Here is a 25,007-nt window from a genome sequence, read left to right on the forward strand (position 1 = left end):
AACGCATTATCTTGTAGGTCGTCGCCAAAAAAACCCTACATGTAGGGTTTTCAGCGAAAAGACCAAACACAAATCAGACAAGAAACTCAAGCTCTTTCTTGCTCCTGTTTGGTGAACTTAAGCCTTTTTCAGAAGACCAAACCGCGCACGCGGATGGCAGCCGTTTTCTGCCCCGATCAGGCGAAAACGGTACGGGTGTTGCAGTACGAAACTGTCACCCACCAGGAATACGGTAAAGAGCCCCAAGGCTTGTAACCGAAGACTTCGGCATGGAAGCGGCGCGAACAGCTCCCTTCCTCCTGTCCCGAAGTTGTTATGCCAGGCCCCTGGCCTGTTGTAAGTGCTTCAGGACGGAACGGTGGGCACCGTGATGGTGCCCAAATAAATATAGAATGTGGAGACAACCCCCCATGCAAACCGACACAACTCGCGAGAACCCGCAGGGCTCCGTGCCGCAGGCCGCTGATTCGAACCTGGATCTGTCCGCCACCGCGCCCGGCCAATTGCGCGTGATCAAGCGTAACGGCACTGTCGTTCCTTACACCGATGACAAAATCACCGTCGCGATCACCAAAGCGTTTCTTGCAGTTGAAGGCGGCACCGCTGCTGCCTCGTCGCGCATCCACGACACCGTTGCCCGCCTGACCGAACAGGTCACCGCAACCTTCAAGCGTCGCATGCCATCGGGCGGCACCATTCACATCGAAGAAATCCAGGACCAGGTCGAACTGGCCCTGATGCGTGCCGGCGAGCAGAAAGTCGCCCGCGACTACGTGATCTACCGTGACTCCCGCGCCAAGGAACGTGCCGTACGTTCCCCGGCCGAAGAAGCTGCCGTACAAGCTCACCCGTCGATCCGCATCACCCTGGCCGACGGTACGTTTGCACCGCTGGACCTGGGCCGCCTGAACACCATCATCACCGAGGCCTGCGAAGGCCTGGAAGAAGTCGATGGCGACCTGATCCAGCGCGAAACCCTGAAGAACCTGTACGACGGCGTGGCCCTGACCGACGTCAACACCGCACTGGTGATGACCGCCCGTACCCTGGTCGAGCGTGAGCCGAACTACTCGTTCGTCACCGCGCGCCTGCTGATGGACACCCTGCGTGCCGAAGGCCTGGGCTTCCTGAAAGTCGCCGACAGCGCCACCCACCACGAGATGGCCGACCTGTACGCCAAGGCCCTGCCGGCCTACATCGCCAAGGGTATCGAATTCGAATTGCTGAACCCGATTCTGGCCACCTTCGACCTGGAAAAACTCGGCAAGGCGATCAACCACGAGCGCGACCAGCAGTTCACTTACCTGGGCCTGCAAACCCTGTACGACCGTTACTTCATCCACAAGGACGGGATCCGCTTCGAACTGCCGCAAGTGTTCTTCATGCGCGTGGCAATGGGCCTGGCGATCGAAGAGAAGCAGAAAGAAGACCGTGCCATCGAGTTCTACAACCTGTTGTCGTCCTTCGACTACATGTCGTCGACCCCGACCCTGTTCAACGCCGGTACCCTGCGTCCACAGCTGTCCAGCTGCTACCTGACCACCGTGCCGGATGACCTGTCGGGCATCTACCACGCGATCCACGACAACGCCATGCTGTCCAAATTCGCCGGCGGCCTGGGTAACGACTGGACCCCGGTGCGTGCACTGGGTTCGTACATCAAGGGCACCAACGGCAAGTCCCAGGGCGTTGTACCGTTCCTCAAAGTAGTGAACGACACCGCCGTAGCCGTGAACCAGGGTGGCAAGCGCAAGGGCGCTGTATGTGCCTACCTGGAAACCTGGCACATGGACATCGAAGAGTTCATCGAGCTGCGCAAGAACACCGGTGATGACCGTCGTCGTACCCACGACATGAACACCGCCAACTGGATCCCTGACCTGTTCATGAAGCGCGTCTTCGATGACGGCAAGTGGACCCTGTTCTCGCCATCCGAAGTACCGGACCTGCACGACCTGACCGGCAAGGCTTTCGAAGAGCGCTACGAGTACTACGAAGCCCTCACCGAATACCCGGGCAAGGTCAAGCTGTTCAAGACCATCCAGGCCAAAGACCTGTGGCGCAAAATGCTCTCCATGCTGTTTGAAACCGGCCACCCATGGCTGACCTTCAAAGACCCGTGCAACCTGCGCAGCCCGCAGCAGCACGTGGGCGTGGTCCACAGCTCGAACCTGTGCACCGAGATCACCTTGAACACCAACAAGGACGAGATCGCCGTTTGCAACCTGGGCTCGATCAACCTGCCGAACCACATCGTCAACGGCAAGCTGGACACCGCCAAGCTGGAACGCACCGTGAACACCGCCGTTCGCATGCTCGATAACGTTATCGACATCAACTACTACTCGGTACCCCAGGCGCAGAACTCCAACTTCAAGCACCGTCCGGTCGGCCTGGGCATCATGGGCTTCCAGGACGCGCTGTACCTGCAGCACATTCCTTACGGTTCGGACGCTGCAGTCGAGTTCGCCGACAAGTCCATGGAAGCGGTCAGCTACTACGCGATCCAGGCTTCCTGCGACCTGGCCGACGAGCGTGGCGCCTACGAGACGTTCCAGGGTTCGCTGTGGTCCAAAGGCATCCTGCCGCTGGATTCGCAACAGATCCTGATCGAGCAACGTGGCCAGAAGTACATCGACGTTGACCTGAACGAATCCCTGGACTGGGCGCCGGTACGTGCCCGTGTGCAGAAAGGCATTCGTAACTCCAACATCATGGCCATCGCACCGACCGCCACCATCGCCAACATCACAGGCGTGTCGCAGTCGATCGAACCGACCTACCAGAACCTGTATGTGAAATCGAACCTGTCGGGCGAATTCACCGTGATCAACCCGTACCTGGTTCGCGACCTGAAAGCCCGCGGCCTGTGGGACTCGGTCATGATCAACGACCTGAAGTACTACGACGGTTCGGTGCAGCAGATCGAGCGCATCCCGCAAGAACTCAAAGAGCTCTACGCGACTGCCTTCGAAGTGGACACCAAGTGGATCGTCGACGCCGCCAGCCGTCGCCAGAAGTGGATCGACCAGGCTCAGTCGCTGAACCTGTACATCGCCGGCGCGTCGGGCAAGAAACTCGACGTGACCTACCGCATGGCCTGGTACCGTGGCCTGAAAACCACTTACTACCTCCGTGCCCTGGCTGCCACCAGCACCGAGAAGTCGACCATCAACACCGGCAAGCTGAACGCTGTTTCCAGCGGCGGCAACCACGGTGATGATTCGGTTCTCGCCGCACCTGCCGGCCCGGCGCCAGTGCCTAAAGCCTGCGCGATCGACGAGCCGGATTGCGAAGCTTGCCAATAAGCTGAGCACACCCTGGGTCTAACCACCCAAGGTTGAAAAACCCCCGATAGGCCTACGGCGTATCGGGGGTTTTCTTTTGCCTGGAACAACACCGTCGCGATTCGCGCACGTATTTCACCTCCTTGAAAACATCGGTGGGCTTCTGGCCGACGTGCATCATGGCGGCTTTTATCGCTGAAACAGTGATGCAGTTGCCGTCGGAGCCCTGACTGAATCCGCTCCAGATATCGCCCGGCTGGCCTTGTACCGTTCCGACAGCCGTGTATCCGCCTGTGACGCCCCCACCTATAGGCGTTATCTGAACATCCAAAAAAAAGCCCCTCACGCGAGGGGCTTTTCGGTAAAGCGAGTTAAAGCGACAACATCAGGTCATCTGAATGATGGTCTGCATGATGGTGCTTTGGGTGGAGATGGTCTTGGCGTTCGCCTGATAGTTGCTCTGGGCCTTGATCAGGTCCACCAGCTCGTTGGTCAGGTTGACGTTGGAGTTCTCCAGGGAGTTGGCCACGATCGAACCCAGGGTACCGACTTGCGGGGTATCAAAACCCGGCTGGCCCGACGCGAAGGTTTCTTTCCAGGTGGTGCCGCCGGCTGGCTGCAGGCCCTGCTCGTTGTTGAAGCTGGCCAGGGAGATCTGGCCGATGGCCTTGCTCTGCTGGTTGCTGAACGTGGCGAACAGTACACCGCTGCCGTCGATTTTCAGCCCGGTGATTTGCCCGGTGGCGTAGCCATCGGTGGTCGGCGGGTTGCGGTAGGTGGCGGAGTTGTACTGGGTGATGTTCCCCATGTTGACGGCCACGCCGTCTGCGTTGGCGGCCGCACCGTTAGGCGTCCAGACACCATTGACCAGGCCGCCCGGCTTCCAGTCGGAAATGGTCAGGGTGGTATTGGAAGCGGTGGCTGGCGGGGTAACGATCCCGGTCAGCTTGCCGGAGGTGTCAAACGACAGCGTCGAGGCGACTGGCGCTTTCACGTCAGTACCGGTGCCGCTGATCGGCGAGCCGTCAGGGTTGCGCCCATCGATCAGGGTGTAGGACTTCCAGGTGTTGGAGTCGGTCTTCACCAGGTACTGCACCATCGGATGCGCGTTGCCCTGCGTATCGTACAGCGTGGTGGAATATTGAGTGGTGAAGCTGTCCGATTTGGTCGGATCAAACGGGTGCGCCGTCTGGTCGATCGCCGTCTCGGAGGAGTTCAGGTTACTGGTGGAATCCACCTTGCTCGAAGCCTTCGGCGGCAGGTACGACAGGTTGAGCTGCAGGTCGGTCAAGCCGCCCTTCTGGATGTTGCCATCGGCATCCGCTGCGTAGCCTTGCAGGCGCGAGGTGCCGGTGTTGTTGGTGATGTAGCCGTCCTTGTCGGCCCGGAACGCACCGTTGCGGGTGTATTCCAGCGAACCGTCGCTGCCCTTCTGCACGAAGAAGCCGCCGCCCTGGATCGCCATGTCGAGCGTGCCGCCGCTGTTGTTGACGTCACCCTGGGTGAACTGCTGGGACACGGCCGCCAGGTTCACGCCATTGCCGATGCTGTTCTGGCCGGTACCCAGCTTGGAAGCCGCGTAGATATCCGCGAATTCCGCACGGGACGACTTGAAGCCGGTGGTCGCGACGTTGGCGATGTTGTTGCCCGTCACGTCCAGTTGTTTGTTGGCCGCATAGAGGCCGCTAAGGCCGATGTTAAAAGACATTGTTCTCTCCTTTTGCCGTATTTAGCCGGCTCTATGTACCGATAGTCTGAATTTGCGACAGCTTGATACTGCCCAGGCCGCCCGCCAGGTTCAGCACCATTTCAGCGCCGTTCGTACCCAGGGTTACGCTGGTCACCGTTGCCGGCAGCGAGGTGGCGAGGGCCACCGAGTCACCCTTGTCATTCTTGGTGGTGGCATTGAAGGTGTAGGTGCCGGGTGGCGCCGTCTCACCCGCATCGGTCTTGCCGTCCCAGACGAAGCTGGAGTTGCCGGCGCTCTGGGCGCCCATGTCGATGGTGCGAACGACGTTGCCATCCTTGTCGGTGATCTTGACGGAGACGTTGCCCGTCGCCGCCGTCACCGCCACGGAACCGGTCATGCTCTTGCTGGTATCCACCATCGCCTTGTCGGTCTGGGTGATGACCGAACGCCCCACCAGCGACGAAGCCTGCAGCGCCTGGGAGGAGCTGAAGTTGCTGGAAATCGCATTCACCGAGTCATTCAGGTTGTTGATGCCTTCCAGACTGCTGAACTGCGCCAACTGTGCGACGAACGCGCCATTGTCCTGGGGCGACAGCGGGTCCTGGTTTTTCAGCTGGGTCACCAGCAATTGCAGGAACGCGTCCTTGCCCATCGCCTGGTTGCCCGTCGCCGACTTGGCGGCGTCACCGACGCTGGTGTTATCTGTCGCCGTCTTGACCTTGGAGTTAAAAAGGTCCTGGACTGCCGTGTTCGTCGAACTGTTATCAACAATGGCCATTATTTGGCGCCCCTTATCACTGACCCAGGGTCAGGACCTTCTGCATCATGGTTTTGGCGGTGTTCATCATTTCCGCGTTGGTCTGGAACGAGCGGCTGGCGGAAATCATGTCGGCCATTTCCTCGACCACGTTGACGTTGGGGTAGTACACGTACCCTTTTTCGTTCGCGGCAGGGTGGTTCGGCTCGTAGCGGGCTTCGAGGTTGCTCTGGTCTTCGACCACACCGAGCACCTGCACGCCCTGGCCTGCGGCATCCTGGTTCTGGAACAGCGAATCGCCGCTGCCACTCTGGCCGCCCTGGCCGCCCTGGAACATGGTGGCGAACACCGGGTGCCGGGCACGGTAGGTCTGGTCGATGCTCGAAGACACGGTCTCGGCGTTGGCGATGTTACTGGCGACGGTGTTGAGGCGCGTGGTCTGCGCACTCATGCCACTACCGGCAATATTGAAAACACTGGCGAGGGACATGGCTTATTCTCCACGCAGGGCTGACATCAGCCCTTTGAATTTGCTGTTGAGCAGGGTGAAGCTGGCCTGGAAGTTCACTGAGTTCTCGGCGTAGGCCGATTGCTCCAACTGGGCGTCCACGGTGTTCTGGTCGATCGACGGTTGCATCGGCGTGCGATACAGCAGCGACTCGTCACCATTGCCCAGGCCTTGCGCCTCGATATGACGGCTGTTGGTCATGTTCAGGGCGAAGGTGCCGTTCTTGGTCTTGTCTTGCTGGGCGGCGAGCACGGCAGAGAAGTCCAGGTCCCGAGCCTTGTAGTTCGGGGTGTCGGCGTTGGCGATGTTGTTGGCCAGGACTTCGGCACGCTGGGCGCGAAAGCCCAGTGCTTGTTCGTGGATACCGAGCGCTTTATCGAAGCTGATGCTCATGGCGGAAACCTTTAGGGGCTGACCTGCTTTTCGTAACAAGGATTTAGCAAGGGCCATGCCAAGTTGCTTGAGCCCCGTAAATCAAGGGTTTGCGAGGGAATTGCCGGCGGCAATGCCAGAAAAGCGGCAAAGGGTTTCCGCGAAACGCCAGTAAAGCGGCAATGAGGGCTTGCCGCTTTGCGGCCATAAAAAAAGGGAGGCCTGTGCAGGCCTCCCTTTTTGTCCAAGCACTCGTCACTTGGCCTGGTAAATGATTCCAGGACTGCACTGCACCATCTGGTAATGATCCGGCAAACCGTTCAGCGCCTCGGAAGCCCCCAGGAACAGATAACCGCCACGCTTGAGGGTGCCGTGGATGCGCAACAGAATGTCTTTCTTCACCTCGGCCGAGAAGTAGATCAGCACGTTGCGGCAAAACACCATGTCGAACTTGCCCAGGCTGGCATAACTGTCCAGCAGGTTGAACGAACGAAACTCCACCCGGCTCTTGATCGGCGCCTTGACCGCCCAACGCCCTGCTCCCTTGGGATCGAAGAAACGCTGCAAGCGCTCCTGGGACAACCCGCGCCCCAGCGCCAGGCTGTCGTACTCGCCGGTCTTGCAGTTGGTGAGCATGGTGCCGGACAAATCCGTGGCCACGATTTGCGCCCCGGCCTTCAACTGGCCCATGTTGGTCCGCTCGAACTCATCGATGGCCATCGAAATCGAATACGGTTCCTGTCCCGACGAACAGGCGGCCGACCAGATGCGCAGGCGCTGGCCGGGAGCGGCCTTGATCGCCTCGGGCAGCACCTTGTTCTTGAGCACTTCAAACGGATAGGTATCGCGAAACCACAAGGTTTCGTTGGTGGTCATGGCGTCGACCACCATCTCCTTGAGCCCGCTGCGTGGCTGGCCCTGGATCCGTTGCACCAACTCCCCGAGGGACTTGATGCCTTGCTGCTCCATCAGTTTGTTGAGACGGCTGGATACCAGGTACTGCTTGTTTTCACCGAGCAATATGCCACAGGCCTTTTCCAGGAAGACCCGGAACTGTTCGAAATCCAAATTACCCGTAGACAATGATACCGCCTCTTAAATCGTGTGACCGCCAGGGAAAAGGCCCCTAGCCGTGATCTGCTGCCTTGATCCGGTCGACTACCCGGGATGCCAGGTCATCAGGGCGGAATTTGGCCAGGAAGTCATCGGCACCGACCTTCTTGACCATCGCCTGATTGAATACACCCGACAACGAAGTATGCAGGATGATATGTAGTTTTTGCATGCGTGGGTCGTTGCGTATCTCGGCCGTGAGGGTGTAGCCGTCCATTTCCGGCATCTCGATGTCGGAGATCATCATCAGGAATTCTTCTTCCGGCTTCTTGCCCTCATCCACCAGCTTGCGCAGGTAATCCAGGGCCTGGCGACCGTCATTGAGCGCGACCACTTCGACCCCAACGGTCTGCAGGCAACGGGACACCTGCTTGCGCGCAACCGAAGAGTCGTCCACCGTCAGCACCCGCAGCGAGATCGCCTTGTGCGCGGTTTCGGCGTCTACCACACCCACCGATATCGCCTCGGAGGTCGGGGCCACTTCGGCGAGGATTTTCTCCACGTCGATGATTTCCACCAACTGGTTGTCGACCCGCGTCACCGCCGTGAGGTAGTGATCGCGACCGGTGCCCTTGGGCGGCGGATGGATCTCTTCCCAGTTCATGTTGACGATGCGCTCCACCGAGCGCACCAGGAAACCCTGGGTCTTGGTGTTGTACTCGGTAATGATCACGAACGGGCTCTCGCGGTCCTGCAACCCCGCCGAACCGGTGGCCATTGCCAGGTCAAGAATCGGGATGGTCGCGCCACGAATGTTCGCCACACCGCAAACCACCGGGCTGGACTTGGGCATTATTGTCAGCTTGGGACACTGCAGCACTTCGCGAACCTTGAAGACATTAATCCCGTACAGCTGCTTGCCGTCCAGACGGAACAACAGCAACTCCAGGCGATTCTGCCCCACCAGCTGTGTGCGCTGGTTCACTGAATCCATTACACCGGCCATGCCCAGACTCCTACGCTAAAACTTAGGGGTACGACGCGTACCCAACACTAAACGGCACGAGCTTTGCTTTTTTATTGGCCATGGACATCAAAACGACAGTTTCCCGACGCCTCCGATCCCCACAGTACCGCAGATTGCTCTGCGTCTCGATGGCGTTGCTTGCCTTGGCTACGGGCCAGCCGGCCCGCGCCGATAACGTCACCTTGCCTGATCTGCTTATCGGCGTCACTCAAGGCTTTCTTGAGTTCACTGTAGAAGATTATCTGGCCACGACGCAGACACCGGGCCGCTACGAAATCCAGGTCAACCAGCTGGATCCGCGCCTGCGCATGCCCATGTGCGACAGAGAATTGACAGCTTCCCTGGAAAGCCCCGCCCAGCCCATCGGGCGCGTGACCGTGAAAGTGCGCTGCGAAGGCGCCTCGCCCTGGACGGTGTTCGTGCCCGCCCAGGTCAAACTGTTTCGCGAAGTGGTGGTGGTGACGCGCCCGCTGAAACGTACCGGAATCATTGGTTATGATGACGTCGCGATGCGCGAGCGCGACATCAGCATGATCACCCAGAGCTACCTCACGTCCCTTGACCAGGCACTCGGGCAGAAACTTACCCGACCAATGGTCGCCGACCAGGTGATTACCCTGGTCCATCTCGAGCAGGCCGAAGTCGTGCGCAAAGGTGACCAGGTGGTGATTTCCGCCAGCAGCGGTGGCCTGAATGTAAAAATGCCGGGGGAAGCCCTGTCCAACGGCGGCATGAGTGAACAGATTCGCGTCAAGAACCTGAATTCCAACCGCGTGATCAAGGCCCGGGTGACTGCGCCGGGGCAGGTTGAGGTGGCTTTATAGATCACTGGCATCGGACGCCAGCTTTTCCTACACTGTGCGCAAAGCGGCATCGCGCATAGGTTTATTGTCAATCGAGCCTAAAGTTTGTCCGGGTATGGCCGAAAACATGGCAAGCGTCCAAATACCCAGAGGTTTTTTTAACATGGTCATCGATTTCAGTCGTTTGAATAACGCCCTGCCAACGCCCGGTTCTTCGCGCACCAACGGTGCCAAAGACAGCGTTGAAGCCAAGTCCCAGCCTCTGCCTGCCAAGACAGAACAGGCCGGTGCGAGCCAAAGCGGGGAATCGGTACACCTGAGCAATGAGGCTCAACAGTTGCAGAAGGTCACTGACTCGCTGAGCGATCAGCCAGTTGTCAATAAAGCCCGTGTGGCCGAATTGAAACAGGCGATTGCCGATGGCAGCTATAAGGTCGACAGCAACCGTGTAGCCAGCAAACTGCTTAACTTCGAAGCCGAGCGCTAGGCAAAGGCCTGCGCCAGGCTTTTGGACGCTTAAACCCCAAGGCCAGCCATGCACGACGAAAACTTGCTACAACTGATCATTGAAGACCTGCCTCCCGCACAGCAGCTGCTGGAGCTCCTTCGAGAAGAATCACTGGCCCTGTACGGCCGGGACATGCGCATGCTGGAAGAAATCCTGGCGCGCAAGCAATCGCTGATCGTCCTGCTGGAACAGCACGGCAAGAAGCGCAGCCAGATTCTGATCAGCCTGGGCCTCACGGCCGACCACAAGGGCCTGGAACAACTCGCCAGCCACTCCACGGTGGGCGACCAGTTGCTGGCCCAGAGCAAAGAACTCAACCAGTTGCTGACCCTGTGCCAGGAAACCAACCTCCTCAACGGCCAGGCCATCCAGCTTCAGCAAGCCACGACCGCCAATCAGTTGCGTATCCTCCACGGCGGCGAGCCTCCGGCTCTCTACAACGCTCAAGGCTCCACCTCACGCCTGGCCAAGCCAAGCACCCGCAGCCAAGCCTGAAACCAGTTTGAGCGCGCCCTATCCAAGTCGCGCCACATACTGGCAAAATGACAGCACTTGCGTGTAGTCGTATTTTGTCTGGAGATGGAAGAACCGTGTTCAACGCCCTTAACGCGGAAGATGCTCCGCAGCCACCCAAGGTACTCACCACGCCGCTGGAAATCGCTGGCACCTTGCGGATGCTGCAAGAAAGCCATGATCCGCTGATCATCACCTTCCATGAACGCAACCAGCGGTTTCAAAGCTACCTGGTGGAAATCGACCGGGACAGCAAGACACTGGCCCTGGACGAAATGGTCCCGCGCGACGGCGAACGCTACCTCGAGAATGGCGAAGCTTTCCGGATCGAAGGTTTTCACGAGGGGGTGCGGGTAGCCTGGGAAAGCAACGGCACCCTGACCCTCGATGAAGCCGGCGGCCACCGTATTTACCGCGGCAGCATGCCTGGCGAGGTGATTTACCATCAGCGTCGCAACGCCTTCCGCGCGGCGCTGAAGCTGGCGCAACTGGTGAGCGTCGAACTGGGCGGCGACAAACTCAAGGCCCCCATCAGCGGCAAGTTGCTGGATATTTCCGCCACCGGCTGCAAATTGCGCTTCGAAGGGGATATTTCCGAGCGCCTGCAACTGGGCCAGGTCTACGACCGATTTATCGCCGCGCTACCCTTTGGCAGCATGACCACCTCGGTAGAACTGCGTTACCTGCACTTCGAAGAAAGGATCAACACCACCTTCGCCGGCCTACGTTTTCATAACATGAGCGGGCTGGTGCAGCGCCAGGTCGAGCGGTTTGTGTATCAACTGCAGCGTGAAGCGCGCCGGTTTGACAAGGACGACGACCTTTAAACAATAAAGGTCGCGACAAAAAAACGGGCAGTCCCTCAAGGGGGCTGCCCGTTTTTGCTTTCAGGGGCGCGCCCTGCTCAAGTCGTGGGGGTGATCATCCGGGTCCGGATGCTCTGGTGGCTCGGTGACAGGCTCCGGCTGATCCAGCTCGGGATCGACTACTGGCTCGGGATCCACAACGGCGGTCTGCATCTGGTCCTGCACCACCTGTTCGTCCACTCGCGGATCGAGGCACGCTACCAGGGGCGAGCTGGACATGCTGTCGGGCATCGCCACGTGATGCAGCGGTGCGTCGTCCACCTGATGCAGGTTGGTGACCGCCTTGGGCCGGATGCGCCACACCAGGATCAATGCGCACACGCTGAAAAACGCATACAGCATATGGCTGCCGAACAGCTTCATCACCACACCGGCCAACAGCGGGCCGACACTGGCGCCGATGCCGTAGGTCACCAGCAACATCGCAGTGAGCGACACCCGGCGATCACCCTCGACGTGGTCGTTGGAAAACGCCACAGCCAGCGGGTACAGGCAGAACTGCACCAGGGAACAGAGAAAGCCCGCGACGAACAGCACTTCCAGTGGTACCTGGGTCATGATCGCCAACGGCAACGCGGCCACCGCCAGGCACAAGGCGAAACAGCGAATCAACAGCGCGCGGTCATATCGATCGGAAAGCCAGCCCAACGGCCACTGCACCAGCAGCCCGGCGAAAATGCAGCTACCCATGAACAGGCCGACCTGCTCGGTGGTCAGCCCTTGCTGAGACGCGTACAGCGGCGCCAAACCGTAGAACGAGCCGACGATCAGCCCGGCCCCCAACACCGTACTGAGGGACTGCGGCACCCGCTTGATAAAGAAGCGCGGCTCCATCGGCGCCGGATGCAGCGGCGCCGGGTGAATGCGGCGAGTCATGGCCACCGGCACCAGGCACAGCGCAAAACACAGCGCGACCAGCATCAGCAACTCAAGCCCCAACTGCGGGTGCATCACAAGGATCAACTGGCCCAGCACCAGGCCCAGGTACGAGGCGATCATATAGCCGCTGAACACCGCACCGCGCTGCTTGGCTTCAGCCTGTTCGTTAAGCCAGCTCTCGATGACCATGTACTGGCACATCATGCCCAGGCCGACAATCATCCGCAGCACAATCCAGGCTGGCAGCCAGTTGATCAGCCCGTGGCCCAACACCGCCGCGCCGACGATCCCGGCACAGGTGGCGTAGGCCCGGATATGCCCGACGCGGCCAATCAGGCGGTGACCGATCTTGCCCCCCAACACCAGGCCAAAATAGTTGGCGGCCATCAACGCACCGACCCACAGGCTGTCGACGTGATCTGCCGCCAGGCGCAAGGCCAGGTAAGTACTGAGCAGGCCAGAGCCGATCAGCATCATCAGGGAAGCAAAATAAAGGGCTCGAAAAGGTTTCCAGATCTGGCGCATCGGCGTTCCGAGCGGCTCCTTGCTGTGGGTGTCAGGACTACCGGAATGATAGTCCCGGGTCGTCGGGTCCGGACAGCCAAAACACGCGGTTGCCGGGGAATATTTTGCTCATGCCAATTGGCTACGTGTCAGACGCTCGCCAGTCACCCGCGAGGTACAGGATGCAGACGAATACTTGCGCCGCCCCGCTCTTGCCTCCCGTGTGAACCTCAAACGCGAGCAAGGTTCGGTTGGTGTTTGAAAAGACTGCCACACTCAAACGCCCGGCCACAAAAAAGCCCCGCCAGATGAATCTGATCGGGGCTTGCGGACGTCGAGGCCGCTTGGGCAGCAACGGTGAAGTGGTGTCCCAGGGCCGGTTCGAACGGCCAACCTTCCCCTTAGGAGGGGGATGCTCTATCCAATTGAGCTACTGGGACTAATGACAGCCAACCGGCGATGGGCACGGCGACGGACGGCGTGCATGTTAACGGCGCAGGTGAATTTTGTCATGTCGTCCGTTGGCTTTTTGAGTGTAGGCCCATGCCAGTGACACCCGGTGGTATTCCGCTCAACGATTACGGACGGTTCGGATCATCGTGCAAAATGCACTCCCCCAAAATGCCATCATTGCAAATTGCAACAACATGGCAATCTGTACACCACATAAGTATTTGATTCTAAAGAATTTATTATCAATTAAAGACTGGCACGACACCTGCAATCCTTTATCCTACAAATACAGTCCGGCCCAGCCATCTGCGGAGAACATGCACATGAACAGCGCACTTCTACTAGCCCTCAATACCGTTGCACTGGCTGCGCTGGTGATGTTCCATTTTCAGTCCACCACTTCCGACGACGCCGCGCAGGTCAGCCAGGCGATTCCCCATCACCTGCAACAGCGCCCGCAACTGGCTGTCATGAAGCCGAACATGCAATCCCCACTGCAACTGACCCAGGGCACTCAAGCTGCTCCTGCCGCTGAACACTGGGTTTTCTGAACCGCTTACCGGAGCATTCCATGAACAAGTCCGCCTGGCTGTTTCTGACCCTGGCACTGGCCGCCGCCGGCCTCGGCCTGAACGTATTGTCGCAAGACGTACAGACAGTCTCCTTCGTCGCCGCCGGCGTGTTTGGCAGCCTGTGGGTATTGGCAGTCTTCATTGGTCGCCGCATCAAATTCGATCCCGTACTGCGCTGAATCCCCCCGCTCGTCGCCCTCGCTAAAATCGCTGCCACGCCTCGGCTTGTCCGTCCGGACAGCCGACCATATGTCGCTCCGCATTCGTAAATTGGCAATTTGCCACTAATCTTAAAGTTAAGGGCAAAAGGCCATATTGCTATAGGATGTGCGCCCGAAAAGCCTTTTGCGCCCAGGGTCTGCGGGCTCAACACTCATTTGGGTGCGTCCGCGGAAAGTTTTCCAACCAGTCCGCAAATTTTGAAATGAGTACTGGCATAAAGCCGGTAGCCGGTTCAATATTTGTCACAGAATTGACGCCAAGGAACTGGCAAATCTGAGGCATGATGCGGCCTCTTTGCAATTCAGGTTGAACATTTGGCAGCAAACCTTGTCCTAACATGCATCTTGCGGCCAATTCCAAAAACCGCTCCCCTGAACTAACCGGTTAAATATATGCGCCCATTGAAACAGGCAATTTATTCCAGCCGTACGGCTGACAAGTTCGTCGTACGTCTGCCAGACGGAATGCGGGAACGCATTGCCGAGGTGGCTCGCAATCATCACCGCAGCATGAACTCTGAAATCATCGCACGCCTGGAACAAAGCCTGATTCAGGAAGGTGCGCTGGGCGACGAGCTGAGCATGCGCCTGGACAGCCCCGAGCTGTCACTGCACGAACGCGAACTGCTGCAGCGTTTTCGTCAGCTCTCCCACCGCCAGCAAAATGCTCTCGTCTCGCTGATCGCCCACGACGTTGAGGCAGCTGCAGAAGCCAACTGATTGGCAACTGAAAGCTGAAAGCCAGCCATGCGCTGGCTTTTTTTTGCCCGGGATTTGGTCAGGAAAGGATCAAGGGGCAAATGCCCCCGATCCATGGAAGGGATCAAAGCAGGAAGATGGTTGCCAGGCCCAGGAAGATGAAGAAGCCGCCACTGTCGGTCATGGCCGTGATCATCACACTGGCGCCCATCGCCGGGTCTCGTCCAAGGCGCACCAGGGTCATTGGAATCAGAACCCCCATCAACGCTGCCAGCAGCAGGTTAAGCGTCATGGCCGCCGTCATGACCACGCCGAGCGACCAGCTGCCATACAGCAGGTACGCCACGATACCGATGACACCGCCCCACACCAGGCCGTTGATCAGCGCGACCGCAAGCTCCTTGCGCATCAAACGCTTGCCATGCCCGGTCCCCACCTGATCCAGCGCCATGGCGCGGACGATCATGGTAATGGTCTGGTTACCCGAGTTACCGCCAATACCCGCCACAATCGGCATCAGTGCAGCCAGGGCCACGAGCTTCTCGATGGAGCCTTCAAACAGGCCGATCACCCGTGAAGCAATAAACGCGGTAATCAAATTCACCGCCAGCCAGGCCCAGCGGTTACGCAGGGACTTCCAGACCGACGCAAAAATATCCTCTTCTTCCCGCAGACCGGCCATGTTGAGGACTTCGCTTTCGCTCTCCTCACGAATCAGGTCGACCATTTCATCGATGGTCAGACGGCCGATCAGCTTGCCGTTCTTGTCGACCACCGGGGCCGAGATCAAGTCATAACGCTCAAACGCCTGGGCCGCGTCGTAAGCGTCTTCGTCCGGATGGAAACTCACCGGGTCACTGGCCATGACGTCCGCGACTTTTTTGTCCGGATCATTGACCAGCAGGCGCTTGATCGGCAGTACGCCCTTGAGGATCCCTTCGTAGTCGACCACGAACAGCTTGTCGGTGTGGCCTGGCAGCTCTTTCAACCGGCGCAGGTAGCGCAGAACCACTTCCAGGCTGACGTCTTCACGGATGGTGACCATCTCGAAGTCCATCAACGCACCGACCTGCTCCTCGTCGTAGGACAACGCCGAGCGCACACGCTCGCGCTGCTGGCCATCGAGGGTTTCCATCAGCTCATGGACGACGTCACGCGGCAGCTCGGAAGCCAAGTCAGCGAGTTCGTCGGCATCCATGTCCTTGGCGGCCGCCAAGAGCTCGTGATCGTCCATGTCGGCGATCAGCGTTTCACGGACCGAGTCGGATACTTCGAGGAGGATGTCGCCGTCGCGGTCAGCCTTGACCAACTGCCAAAGGGTCAGGCGGTCATTCAGCGGCAAGGCTTCGAGGATGTAGGCAACGTCGGCGGAGTGCAGGTCATCGAGCTTGCGTTGCAGCTCGACAAGGTTTTGCCGGTGGACCAGGTTCTCGACCCGGTCGTTGTTCGCGCCTTCCTGGCGATGCGTCAGGTCTTCGACCACGCGCTGGCGCTGCAGCAGCTCGACGACTTGAGCCAGGCGATCCTGCAGGCTTTCTTGTGTTTTCTTTACTTCAACTTCGGTCATAGGCGAACTCCACTCCCAGCAGCGGGGCACGCCGGAAGGATCAATCAGTCAATTCATGATTGGTAAAACGGGGTACTGAGTAACTACTGGGTAAGTCCATGGAGGTGTTCCACAAGCCCCGGCGGGGCTGACGGGCGCAATGATACACCGGGCGGCCGCGTTTAACGTCAAAAAACTGGAAAGAACAAGCGCTTGCGACACAAAGCTGAGCATTGGCCACACATATGAACTGCGACGACGCAGCTTGAAAGGAAAACACATGGGCGGGAGAAAAAGGCGCCCCGGGAAATAAAAACCCCAGACGGCAAAAAGCCCGCACTAGGCGGGCTTTTTGTTGTTTGGTGCACTCGACAGGATTCGAACCTGTGACCGCTCGGTTCGTAGCCGAGTACTCTATCCAGCTGAGCTACGAGTGCAGATTGTGTTTTTAGACCAGATCACAACTGGTTGAAGCCAAGCTACCTGCATTGCTGCAACTAACTCTTAAATGGTGCACTCGACAGGATTCGAACCTGTGACCGCTCGGTTCGTAGCCGAGTACTCTATCCAGCTGAGCTACGAGTGCATTTGTTGCCGCGCATTATAGGCCGTTCAATCTCTATGTAAAGCTATTTTTTCGTTTAGTTTCAACAACTTAGCGAAAAAACCAGATTGCAACGTACTAAGCAAATAATGGCGGAGAACGGGGGATTCGAACCCCCGACACCCTTTTGAGGTGTACTCCCTTAGCAGGGGAGCGCCTTCGGCCACTCGGCCAGCTCTCCGCAACACGGGGCGTATATTAACCAGCTTCATCCCCGTTTGCAAACATAAAAAACGATAAAAATTAATGGCTTGGTTCTTCGTCCTTCTCTTTCTTGATCCGCAGGTAGATTTCCTCGCGGTGGACAGCCACCTCTTTCGGAGCGTTAACCCCGATACGCACTTGATTGCCTTTGACGCCGAGCACGGTCACGGTGATTTCGCCATCACCAATAATCAGGCTTTCTGCGCATCGACGAGTCAGAATCAGCATACCTTTCTCCTCACGCATTTCATTTCGGGAACAACAGTCTGCAAAAAAAAGGCATTCGACCTACAACCAAATGGCCATAGCCCTACACGCCTAAGTATTGTCGAGCGCAGGTAAAAGAACAGGTCTTAACCACACACCCGGCAAAAAAATGAAAGGCGCGGATAACCGCGCCTTCCTGGCAACGCATCACTCGCCCTGTCGGGCCGGAGCGTCCAGCTCAAAAGCGGTATGCAGTGCGCGTACAGCCAGTTCCAGGTACTTCTCTTCGATCACCACCGACACCTTGATTTCCGATGTGGAGATCATCTGGATGTTGATGCTTTCCTTGGCCAGGGCTTCGAACATGCGGCTGGCAACGCCCGCATGGGAACGCATGCCCACACCCACGATCGACACCTTGGCAATCTTCGTATCGCCGACCACTTCACGGGCGCCGATTTCCTTCGCAGTATTCTGCAGGATCCGCTCCGCCGCATCGTACTCGTTGCGGTGCACGGTGAAGGTGAAATCGGTGGTGTTATCGTGCGAGACGTTCTGCACGATCATGTCGACTTCGATGTTCGCGCCACTGATAGGGCCCAGGATCTTGAAAGCCACGCCCGGGGTGTCTGGCACGCCACGGATAGTCAGCTTGGCTTCATCACGGTTGAAAGCGATACCGGAAATGATCGGCTGTTCCATGGATTCCTCTTCATCAATAGTAATGAGGGTGCCCGGACCCTCCTTGAAGCTGTGCAGTACGCGCAGCGGAACGTTGTATTTGCCGGCGAACTCAACGGCACGGATCTGCAACACCTTGGAACCGAGGCTGGCCATTTCCAGCATCTCTTCGAAGGTGATCTTGTCCAGGCGCTGAGCCACGGACACAACCCGCGGGTCGGTGGTGTAGACGCCATCCACATCGGTGTAGATCTGGCATTCGTCAGCCTTCAGGGCTGCCGCCAGGGCCACGCCGGTGGTGTCGGAACCGCCACGACCGAGGGTGGTGATGTTGCCGTGCTCGTCGACGCCCTGGAAACCGGCGACAACTACCACACGACCGGCTTTCAGGTCAGCGCGAATCTTCTGGTCATCAATCTGCAGGATGCGGGCTTTAGTGTGCGCGCTATCCGTAAGAATGCGGACCTGGTTGCCAGTGTAGGACACCGCCGGCACACCACGCTTGTTCAGCGCCATGGCCAGCAATGCGATGGTCACCTGCTCCCCGGTGGAAATGATCACGTCCAGTTCACGGGGAACCGGTTGCTGATCGCCACTGATTTGCTTGGCCAGATCGATCAGGCGATTGGTCTCGCCGCTCATGGCCGACAGCACCACCACCAGGTCATCGCCGGCATCGCGGAATTTCTTAACCTTGTCGGCGACCTGCTCGATTCTTTCGACAGAGCCGACCGAGGTGCCTCCAAATTTCTGTACGATCAAAGCCATTTCTAAGCCGCCTCAGCCCGTAAAGGGGCGCCTGTTATTCAATCAACCAGCACTGACTGAGCCCGCGACTAGACCACGGGCTCATTAACAGCGTCTTAAATACCTGCCTCGACAAACGGCACGGTCAGGGCCAGGGCCGCGTCCAGGGCGCCGGCGTCAACACCACCGCCTTGCGCCATGTCCGGACGACCACCGCCCTTCCCGCCCACTGCCGCGGCGGCTTGCTTCATCAAATCACCGGCCTTGAGTTGGCCGGTCAGGTCTTTGGTTACACCGGCAACCAGAACGACCTTTTCCTCATGGACACTGCCGAGCAGGATCACTGCGCGGCCGAGCTTGTTCTTCAACTGATCGACCAAGGCCAACAGCGCCTTGCCGTCCTGACCGTCCAGGCGTACGGCCAGCACTTTCACACCCTTGACGTCCAGGGCGGAAGCCGACAGATCGTCGCCCGCCGCGCTGGCCGCCTTGGCCTGCAACTGCTCCAGCTGTTTCTCCAGCTGACGGTTGCGCTCCAGTACGCCGGAGAGCTTGTCGATCAGGTTGTCGCGGCTGCCCTTGACCAGGCCGGCCGCTTCCTTGAGTTGTTCTTCTGCCGCATTGAGGTAGGCCAGGGCCGCAGCACCGGTGATCGCTTCAATACGACGTACGCCGGAAGCCACGCCGCCTTCGCTGATGATTTTCAGCAGGCCGATGTCGCCGGTACGGCTGGCGTGAATACCACCACACAGCTCCACCGAGAAGCTGCCGCCCATGCTCAATACGCGCACTTCGTCGCCGTACTTCTCGCCAAACAGCGCCATGGCGCCTTTTTGCTTGGCGGTCTCGATATCGGTTTCTTCGGTTTCCACCGGGGTGTTCTTGCGAATCTCGGCGTTGACGATGTCTTCCAGGGCCTTCAACTGCTCAGGCTTGATCGCCTCGAAATGACTGAAGTCAAAACGCAGGCGCTGGCTATCGACCAACGAACCCTTCTGTTGCACATGCTCACCCAGCACCTGACGCAACGCAGCGTGCAGCAAGTGAGTGGCAGAATGGTTCAAGGCAGTTGCATGCCGTACGTCGGCATCTACCTGAGTGTCCACCGGGGCGCCGACGGTCAGGTTGCCCAGCACCAGCACGCCGTGATGCAGGAACGCACCGCCGGTCTTGGTGGTGTCGCGCACTTCAAAACGACCGGAGGTGGAGCTCAGGAAACCACAGTCGCCAACCTGGCCACCGGATTCAGCGTAGAACGGGGTCTGGTCGAGGACCACAACACCCTCGTCACCTTCGTTCAGCACGTCAACCGACTTGCCATCCTTATAGATAGCCACGATCTTGGCCGAGCCAACGGTGGCTTCGTAACCAATGAACGAAGTCGCCACATCAACCTTTACCAGGGTGTTGTAGTCCAGGCCAAAGGAGCTGGCGGAACGGGCACGGACGCGCTGGGCTTCCATCTCACGCTCAAACCCGGCCTCGTCGATGGTCAGCTCGCGTTCGCGGGCGATGTCGGCGGTCAGGTCCATCGGGAAACCGTAGGTGTCGTACAGCTTGAACACGACGTCGCCCGGCACCACGGTGCCCTTGAGCTCGACCAGGTCCTGCTCGAGGATCTTCAGGCCGTGCTCCAGAGTCTTGGAGAACTGCTCTTCTTCAGCCTTGAGCACGCGCTCGATGTTGGCTTGCTGCTGCTTGAGTTCCGGGAAGGCATCGCCCATCTCGGCCACCAGCGCGGCAACGATCTTGTAGAAGAAGCTGCCGGTGGCGCCCAGCTTGTTACCGTGACGGCAGGCGCGACGAATGATGCGGCGCAGCACATAGCCACGGCCTTCGTTCGACGGCAGCACGCCATCGGCGATCAGGAAGCCGCAGGAACGGATGTGATCCGACACCACCTTGAGCGACGACTGGTTGTCGTTGGCACAGCCAATGGCCGCGGCCGAAGCGCTCAGCAGGTTGGTGAACAGGTCGATCTCGTAGTTGGAGTGAACGTGCTGCATCACCGCACTGATCCGCTCCAGGCCCATGCCGGTGTCCACCGACGGCGCTGGCAACGGATGCAACACGCCATCGGCGGTGCGGTTGAACTGCATGAACACGTTGTTCCAGATCTCGATGTAGCGGTCGCCGTCTTCTTCCGGCGAGCCCGGTGGGCCACCCCAGATGTCGGCGCCGTGATCGTAGAAAATCTCGGTGCACGGGCCGCACGGGCCGGTATCGCCCATGGTCCAGAAGTTGTCGGACGCGTAAGGCGCGCCCTTGTTGTCGCCGATGCGAATCATGCGCTCGACTGGCACCCCGATTTGCTGGGTCCAGATGTCGTAGGCTTCGTCATCGGTGGCGTAGACGGTGACCCAGAGTTTTTCCTTCGGCAGCTTCAGCACGCCGGTCAGGAAGGTCCAGGCAAAGGTGATCGCGTCTTTCTTGAAATAGTCGCCGAAGCTGAAGTTACCCAGCATCTCGAAGAATGTGTGGTGGCGGGCGGTGTAGCCCACGTTTTCCAGGTCGCTGTTCTTGCCGCCGGCGCGTACGCACTTCTGGCTGCTGGTGGCGCGGGTGTAGGCGCGCTTTTCCTGGCCCAGGAAGCAGTCCTTGAACTGGTTCATCCCCGCGTTGGTGAACAGCAGGGTTGGGTCATTGCCTGGGATCAAGGAGCTGGAGGCGACACGGGTGTGACCTTGCTCTTCGAAGAAGCGAAGGAAGGCTTCACGGATTTCTGCGCTTTTCATTAGGTTCTTCCACGGAGGCTGCGGCCAAAGGCCAGTGCTAAACGTCATCAGACGGAGCGACGGCAAAGGGCCGCATTATATCGGCCCTTTGCCCGTGGTACAGCGTGTTTATGTGATAGAAACAGTCAATTAGACGGTCTGCACTGTCATTTCCGGGAAAACTCGACAAATGTCGCGAGCACTTGCTCGATCTGCGCCCGGCTGACGTCCAGGTGCGTGACCATGCGCAGGCGCGGTGCCGCGCTCAACTTGATCCCGCGTTCGGCAGCAAACGCCTTCAAGGCCTGGGCTCGATCACCGATGTCGACGTAGACCATATTGGTCTGCACCGGCTCCACCGTATAACCCGCCTTGCGCAGTTCATCCCCCAGCCATTGGGCATTGGCGTGGTCGTCGGCCAGGCGCTGCACCTGGTGATCCAGGGCGTACAGCCCCGCCGCCGCCAGCGAACCGGCCTGGCGCATGCCGCCACCGACCATCTTGCGCAAACGGCGGGCCTTGGCGATCAACGCGGTGGAGCCGCACAGCACCGAGCCGATCGGCGCGCCCAGGCCCTTGGACAGGCACACCGACACCGAATCGAAGTGCTGGGCAATTTCCCGCGCATCCACACCCAGCTTGACCGCCGCGTTGTAGAGCCGCGCGCCGTCCAGGTGCAAGGCCAGGCCGTGTTCCCGGGTAAAGGCTCGCGCGGCCGCCAGGTATTGCAGCGGCAGGACCTTGCCCTGCATGGTGTTTTCCAGCGCCAACAAGCGGGTACGGGCGAAGTGGAAGTCGTCCGGCTTGATCGCGGCCAGCACGTGCTCCAGGTTCAGGGAACCGTCGGCCTGCACTTCCAGGGGTTGTGGCTGGATCGAGCCGAGAACCGCCGCGCCGCCGCCTTCGTATTTGTAGGTGTGGGCCTGCTGACCGACAATGTATTCCTCGCCACGCTCACAGTGCGCCATCAACGCCAGCAGGTTGCTCATGGTGCCGGTGGGCACGAACAACGCGGCGGCAAAACCCAGGCGCTTGGCCAGTTCGGCTTCCAGGCGATTGACGCTCGGGTCCTCGCCGTAGACGTCGTCGCCGCTGGCGGCAGTGGCCATCGCCTCGAGCATGCCAGGGGTCGGTTGGGTCACTGTGTCGCTGCGCAGGTCAATCACGTTCATCAAACTAGCCTCTAGCGTAGGAGCGTTTCTTGTGTTGACGATTACTGCGGGCAAACCCGCGGAATATCAAGCCCCGTGCTTGCACAATCGAATACCAACCAAACAAACCGATATAGGTTATCGATAAACCAACCGTGCAGTTTCTGAAAAACCATGATAAAAACTCTCCGCCGCCAGGGTTCTGGCGGCAACGTTCTCAGGGCGGGGTGTAATTCCCCACCGGCGGTAATTGCACGCAATGTGCATAGCCCGCGAGCGCTTGGCGCCTCGAACTGCCTCGGCAGGACGGCGACAAGGTCAGCAGACCCGGTGTGATCCCGGGGCCGACGGTCATAGTCCGGATGAAGAGAGAACGGGATTGGCACCTAAGGGCCGCGCTGACGTCATGTTCACATGAGCCCGCTGTGCGTACCCTTAAATCCCATTCGATTCATAACGCCCTGTTTTTTTCTTAAACAGGAGTCAGAACATGCAACCCACCGCAATCGACAGCAAAAGCAAAAACCATCACGGCGAGCGCGTCGCGTTTATCCAGGCCTGCTGGCACAAGGATATTGTCGACCAATCCCGTAAAGGTTTCCTCGCCGAAATGATCGCCCAGGGCTACCAGGAATCGGACATCGATTTCTTCGAAGTCGGCGGCGCCTTTGAAATGCCCCTGCACGCCAAGCTGCTGGCCAAGTCCGGCCGTTATGCCGGTATCGTCGCGGCCGCCCTGGTGGTGGACGGCGGGATCTACCGTCACGAGTTCGTGGCCCAGTCCGTGGTCAGCGGCCTGATGCAGGTCCAGCTGGAAACCGAAGTGCCGGTGTTCTCGGTATCCCTGACCCCGCACCACTTCCACGCGGGCAGCGAGCACCATACGTTCTTCTATGAGCACTTCGTGCACAAGGGCCAGGAAGCGGCACGCACCTGCGCCGACACCCTGCACAAGGTTCGCGCACTGCGTCGCAATGAGCCACGGGCTCTCGCGGTTTAAGCAACACTGCAAAGCAAATGTGGGAGCGGGCTTGCTCGCGAAAGCGGAGTGTCAGTCAATACATGTCTGACTGATACACCGCCTTCGCGAGCAAGCCCGCTCCCACATTTGACCGAGTCAGTCTCGGGATTCAGGCCAGGCCGGCATCCGTGGTCGGCACAATCAATATCCCTGCTCGCAAGCCATTCTTGACCTTCGGGTTCGGGAAGATGATGCGTGCGCCCTCCTCCTCGATCACCCAGCGGGTCTTGGCAATGTCCTCGGCCAGCAGATAACCCTTCTCCAACTCCGAAAAGTTTTCCACGTCCGCCGGCAAATGCAGGACGAAGGTATCGCTGTGCTTGATCACTTCCCGGGAGACGCTGAACAGCTGCAGGCCATCCAGGCTCTCGGTGGCCGGCTCGTTGCCTTCGATGATCTGCGTGAGGCGGGTTTCCAGGCGCGATACGTCCACGCCCTGGTTCTGCCCGAACGGCCGGGCCTTGCCCAACTCCAGGGTGAAGGACTCGGCCTCCAGCTGCTCGTAGGTAAACGCCGTGAAGGTGATCGACGTCTTGTTCTGCAACAGCACCGCCTCCAGGCCAGCGGCTCGCAGGCGCGCCAGTTCACGACGTGAATGCTGGCGACCGTCCTTCCACGGGTACAGTGCGAACTGCTCGATCTTCGAGCCACGGATGGCGGTGTGCAGGTCGTAGTGCAAACGGCTACGCCCAGGCACGCTGAAGAAGGTGCGGGCCAACTGCTCAAGCTCGGCGGCGCGCATGGCTTCGGGGCCGATGTTTTGTTCGTGACGGCCATTGAACAGCCGGTTGACGTCCAGTTCGAGGTAACGCTCGCCGCGGCGCATGGCCTCGGGGTTGCCGAACAGGAACAGAATACGGGTACGGGGCTTGATCTCCCCACGGGCGATGCCCTGCAGCAAGCGGTCGGCCAATTCGATCGGCGCGGTTTCGTTGCCATGGATGCCGGACGACAGCAGTACGTCGCTGCCGTTGTCCCGCGCCTCAGGAGGCCGCACTTCCAGCGCGCCCTCACTGAGCCAGCGCAGTTGCACGCCGTCGACAGTCAGTTGAATTTTTTGCGCCGGTTCGCGACCGGCGAGGGTCAGTTCAAGCAGTTTGCCGAGGGCGAGCATACGCAGCTTCCTTAGTGGTTGCAGCCAGGACCGTGGACGTGATCGTCGTCATCACCTTCAACGTCGGCCGGTTCCATTTCCAGTTGCAGGCTCATCAGGTTGGTGGCCAATGGGCGCATCAGCAGGTTGGCGTATTCCGCGTCGCCTTCTTCCACGTCCACGCCGATCAGCAGTTGGCCACGGCCGTCGTGCTGGATCCAGATCTCCTTGCCCTGCCACACCACGGCGACGCGGGTGCAGGAGGTTTCCAGCTGGGTGCCGTCGGTATCTTCAAGGATCAGTTTCAGGGTGTCGGTGGTCATAAAT

General features: G+C 59.2%; 23 protein-coding genes, 4 tRNA genes and 1 riboswitch. Of the genes, 9 read left to right on the forward strand and 18 right to left on the reverse strand.

All coding sequences use genetic code 11. The features are described 5' to 3' along the window. Positions 1-410 precede the first annotated feature (410 nt). The gene (locus HX873_RS15550; protein WP_008435294.1) at positions 411-3,308 is read left to right on the forward strand and encodes a ribonucleoside-diphosphate reductase subunit alpha; all 2,898 of its coding nucleotides are present in this window, start codon (positions 411-413) and stop codon (positions 3,306-3,308) included. Positions 3,309-3,672: 364 nt separating this feature from the next. On the opposite strand, the gene flgE is transcribed toward HX873_RS15550, so the two are convergent. From flgE to HX873_RS15580, 6 genes are all read right to left on the reverse strand, one after another. Beyond that, a complete protein-coding gene (gene flgE, locus HX873_RS15555) occupies positions 3,673-4,995 on the reverse strand; it encodes a flagellar hook protein FlgE (RefSeq protein ID WP_003214240.1) in 1,323 nt (440 codons plus the stop codon). A 31-nt stretch (positions 4,996-5,026) separates the two neighbouring features. After that, entirely contained in the window at positions 5,027-5,755 is a 729-nt protein-coding gene (gene flgD, locus HX873_RS15560; RefSeq protein ID WP_003214242.1) for a flagellar hook assembly protein FlgD, read from the reverse strand. A gap of 16 nt (positions 5,756-5,771) precedes the next feature. Further along, positions 5,772-6,224, reverse strand: a complete 453-nt coding sequence (flgC, locus tag HX873_RS15565) for a flagellar basal body rod protein FlgC (RefSeq protein ID WP_003214244.1) — start codon at positions 6,222-6,224, stop codon at positions 5,772-5,774. Positions 6,225-6,227: 3 nt separating this feature from the next. Continuing rightward, positions 6,228-6,635 carry a flagellar basal body rod protein FlgB gene (gene flgB / locus HX873_RS15570; RefSeq protein WP_003214246.1) on the reverse strand — a complete coding sequence of 136 codons (408 nt, stop codon included), beginning with the start codon at positions 6,633-6,635 and terminating at the stop codon, positions 6,228-6,230. A gap of 234 nt (positions 6,636-6,869) precedes the next feature. Continuing rightward, the gene (gene cheR, locus HX873_RS15575; protein ID WP_003214248.1) at positions 6,870-7,697 is read right to left on the reverse strand and encodes a protein-glutamate O-methyltransferase CheR; all 828 of its coding nucleotides are present in this window, start codon (positions 7,695-7,697) and stop codon (positions 6,870-6,872) included. A gap of 43 nt (positions 7,698-7,740) precedes the next feature. Beyond that, a complete protein-coding gene (locus tag HX873_RS15580; RefSeq protein ID WP_003214250.1) occupies positions 7,741-8,673 on the reverse strand; it encodes a chemotaxis protein CheV in 933 nt (310 codons plus the stop codon). An 80-nt stretch (positions 8,674-8,753) separates the two neighbouring features. On the opposite strand from HX873_RS15580, the gene flgA reads away from it, so the two are divergent. The 4 genes from flgA (at position 8,754) to HX873_RS15600 (ending at position 11,345) form a co-directional block, all read left to right on the forward strand. Further along, on the forward strand, positions 8,754-9,518 hold the full coding sequence (flgA, locus tag HX873_RS15585) for a flagellar basal body P-ring formation chaperone FlgA (RefSeq protein WP_032899382.1): 765 nt from the start codon (positions 8,754-8,756) through the stop codon (positions 9,516-9,518). A gap of 142 nt (positions 9,519-9,660) precedes the next feature. Then, complete coding sequence (flgM, locus tag HX873_RS15590) at positions 9,661-9,984, forward strand: flagellar biosynthesis anti-sigma factor FlgM (RefSeq protein WP_003214254.1); 324 nt, start codon at positions 9,661-9,663, stop codon at positions 9,982-9,984. A 48-nt stretch (positions 9,985-10,032) separates the two neighbouring features. Continuing rightward, positions 10,033-10,500: a flagellar protein FlgN gene (gene flgN, locus HX873_RS15595; RefSeq protein WP_003214256.1), complete on the forward strand. Its 468-nt coding sequence runs from the start codon at positions 10,033-10,035 to the stop codon at positions 10,498-10,500. A 95-nt stretch (positions 10,501-10,595) separates the two neighbouring features. Beyond that, positions 10,596-11,345 (forward strand): flagellar brake protein, encoded by a 750-nt coding sequence (locus HX873_RS15600; protein WP_087694479.1) that lies wholly within the window; start codon positions 10,596-10,598, stop codon positions 11,343-11,345. 60 nt (positions 11,346-11,405) lie between these two features. Here HX873_RS15600 and HX873_RS15605 read toward each other — a convergent pair whose 3' ends face one another. Then, positions 11,406-12,788 carry an MFS transporter gene (locus HX873_RS15605; protein ID WP_102369716.1) on the reverse strand — a complete coding sequence of 461 codons (1,383 nt, stop codon included), beginning with the start codon at positions 12,786-12,788 and terminating at the stop codon, positions 11,406-11,408. A gap of 342 nt (positions 12,789-13,130) precedes the next feature. Beyond that, positions 13,131-13,207, reverse strand: a tRNA-Arg gene (locus HX873_RS15610). Between the two features lie 336 nt (positions 13,208-13,543). On the opposite strand from HX873_RS15610, the gene HX873_RS15615 reads away from it, so the two are divergent. The 3 genes from HX873_RS15615 to HX873_RS15625 all read left to right on the forward strand — a co-directional run bounded on the left by HX873_RS15615 (position 13,544) and on the right by HX873_RS15625 (position 14,733). Next, entirely contained in the window at positions 13,544-13,771 is a 228-nt protein-coding gene (locus tag HX873_RS15615) for a hypothetical protein (RefSeq protein WP_102604982.1), read from the forward strand. Positions 13,772-13,791: 20 nt separating this feature from the next. Beyond that, positions 13,792-13,971 (forward strand): PA3371 family protein, encoded by a 180-nt coding sequence (locus HX873_RS15620; RefSeq protein WP_003214263.1) that lies wholly within the window; start codon positions 13,792-13,794, stop codon positions 13,969-13,971. 435 nt (positions 13,972-14,406) lie between these two features. Next, positions 14,407-14,733, forward strand: coding sequence for an Arc family DNA-binding protein (locus HX873_RS15625; protein WP_003175643.1), 327 nt, complete (start codon positions 14,407-14,409; stop codon positions 14,731-14,733). 103 nt (positions 14,734-14,836) lie between these two features. Here HX873_RS15625 and mgtE read toward each other — a convergent pair whose 3' ends face one another. From mgtE to ltaE, 8 genes are all read right to left on the reverse strand, one after another. Then, positions 14,837-16,279 (reverse strand): magnesium transporter, encoded by a 1,443-nt coding sequence (gene mgtE / locus HX873_RS15630; RefSeq protein WP_003214265.1) that lies wholly within the window; start codon positions 16,277-16,279, stop codon positions 14,837-14,839. Between the two features lie 339 nt (positions 16,280-16,618). Next, positions 16,619-16,695 (reverse strand) — tRNA-Arg (locus HX873_RS15635). A gap of 72 nt (positions 16,696-16,767) precedes the next feature. Next, positions 16,768-16,844: transfer RNA gene (locus HX873_RS15640), tRNA-Arg, on the reverse strand. Positions 16,845-16,952: 108 nt separating this feature from the next. Then, positions 16,953-17,043, reverse strand: a tRNA-Ser gene (locus HX873_RS15645). A 62-nt stretch (positions 17,044-17,105) separates the two neighbouring features. Continuing rightward, the gene (gene csrA, locus HX873_RS15650; RefSeq protein WP_002554426.1) at positions 17,106-17,294 is read right to left on the reverse strand and encodes a carbon storage regulator CsrA; all 189 of its coding nucleotides are present in this window, start codon (positions 17,292-17,294) and stop codon (positions 17,106-17,108) included. A gap of 186 nt (positions 17,295-17,480) precedes the next feature. Next, on the reverse strand, positions 17,481-18,722 hold the full coding sequence (locus HX873_RS15655) for an aspartate kinase (protein ID WP_003214308.1): 1,242 nt from the start codon (positions 18,720-18,722) through the stop codon (positions 17,481-17,483). A 95-nt stretch (positions 18,723-18,817) separates the two neighbouring features. After that, positions 18,818-21,436: an alanine--tRNA ligase gene (gene alaS / locus HX873_RS15660; protein ID WP_003214310.1), complete on the reverse strand. Its 2,619-nt coding sequence runs from the start codon at positions 21,434-21,436 to the stop codon at positions 18,818-18,820. A 146-nt stretch (positions 21,437-21,582) separates the two neighbouring features. After that, a complete protein-coding gene (ltaE, locus tag HX873_RS15665) occupies positions 21,583-22,587 on the reverse strand; it encodes a low-specificity L-threonine aldolase (protein ID WP_003214311.1) in 1,005 nt (334 codons plus the stop codon). A gap of 188 nt (positions 22,588-22,775) precedes the next feature. Further along, positions 22,776-22,945, forward strand: a riboswitch (FMN riboswitch). A 111-nt stretch (positions 22,946-23,056) separates the two neighbouring features. On the opposite strand from ltaE, the gene HX873_RS15670 reads away from it, so the two are divergent. Continuing rightward, complete coding sequence (locus HX873_RS15670) at positions 23,057-23,566, forward strand: 6,7-dimethyl-8-ribityllumazine synthase (RefSeq protein WP_003214313.1); 510 nt, start codon at positions 23,057-23,059, stop codon at positions 23,564-23,566. A gap of 130 nt (positions 23,567-23,696) precedes the next feature. Here the strand turns inward: HX873_RS15670 and astE are convergent, their stop codons facing one another. Together astE and HX873_RS15680 are read right to left on the reverse strand one after the other, a co-directional pair. Beyond that, positions 23,697-24,701, reverse strand: a complete 1,005-nt coding sequence (gene astE / locus HX873_RS15675) for a succinylglutamate desuccinylase (protein ID WP_003214315.1) — start codon at positions 24,699-24,701, stop codon at positions 23,697-23,699. An 11-nt stretch (positions 24,702-24,712) separates the two neighbouring features. Continuing rightward, a complete protein-coding gene (locus tag HX873_RS15680; protein WP_003214319.1) occupies positions 24,713-25,003 on the reverse strand; it encodes a hypothetical protein in 291 nt (96 codons plus the stop codon). Positions 25,004-25,007 lie beyond the last annotated feature (4 nt).

Source organism: Pseudomonas sp. P7758, assembly GCF_013386485.1.
GTDB lineage: Bacteria > Pseudomonadota > Gammaproteobacteria > Pseudomonadales > Pseudomonadaceae > Aquipseudomonas.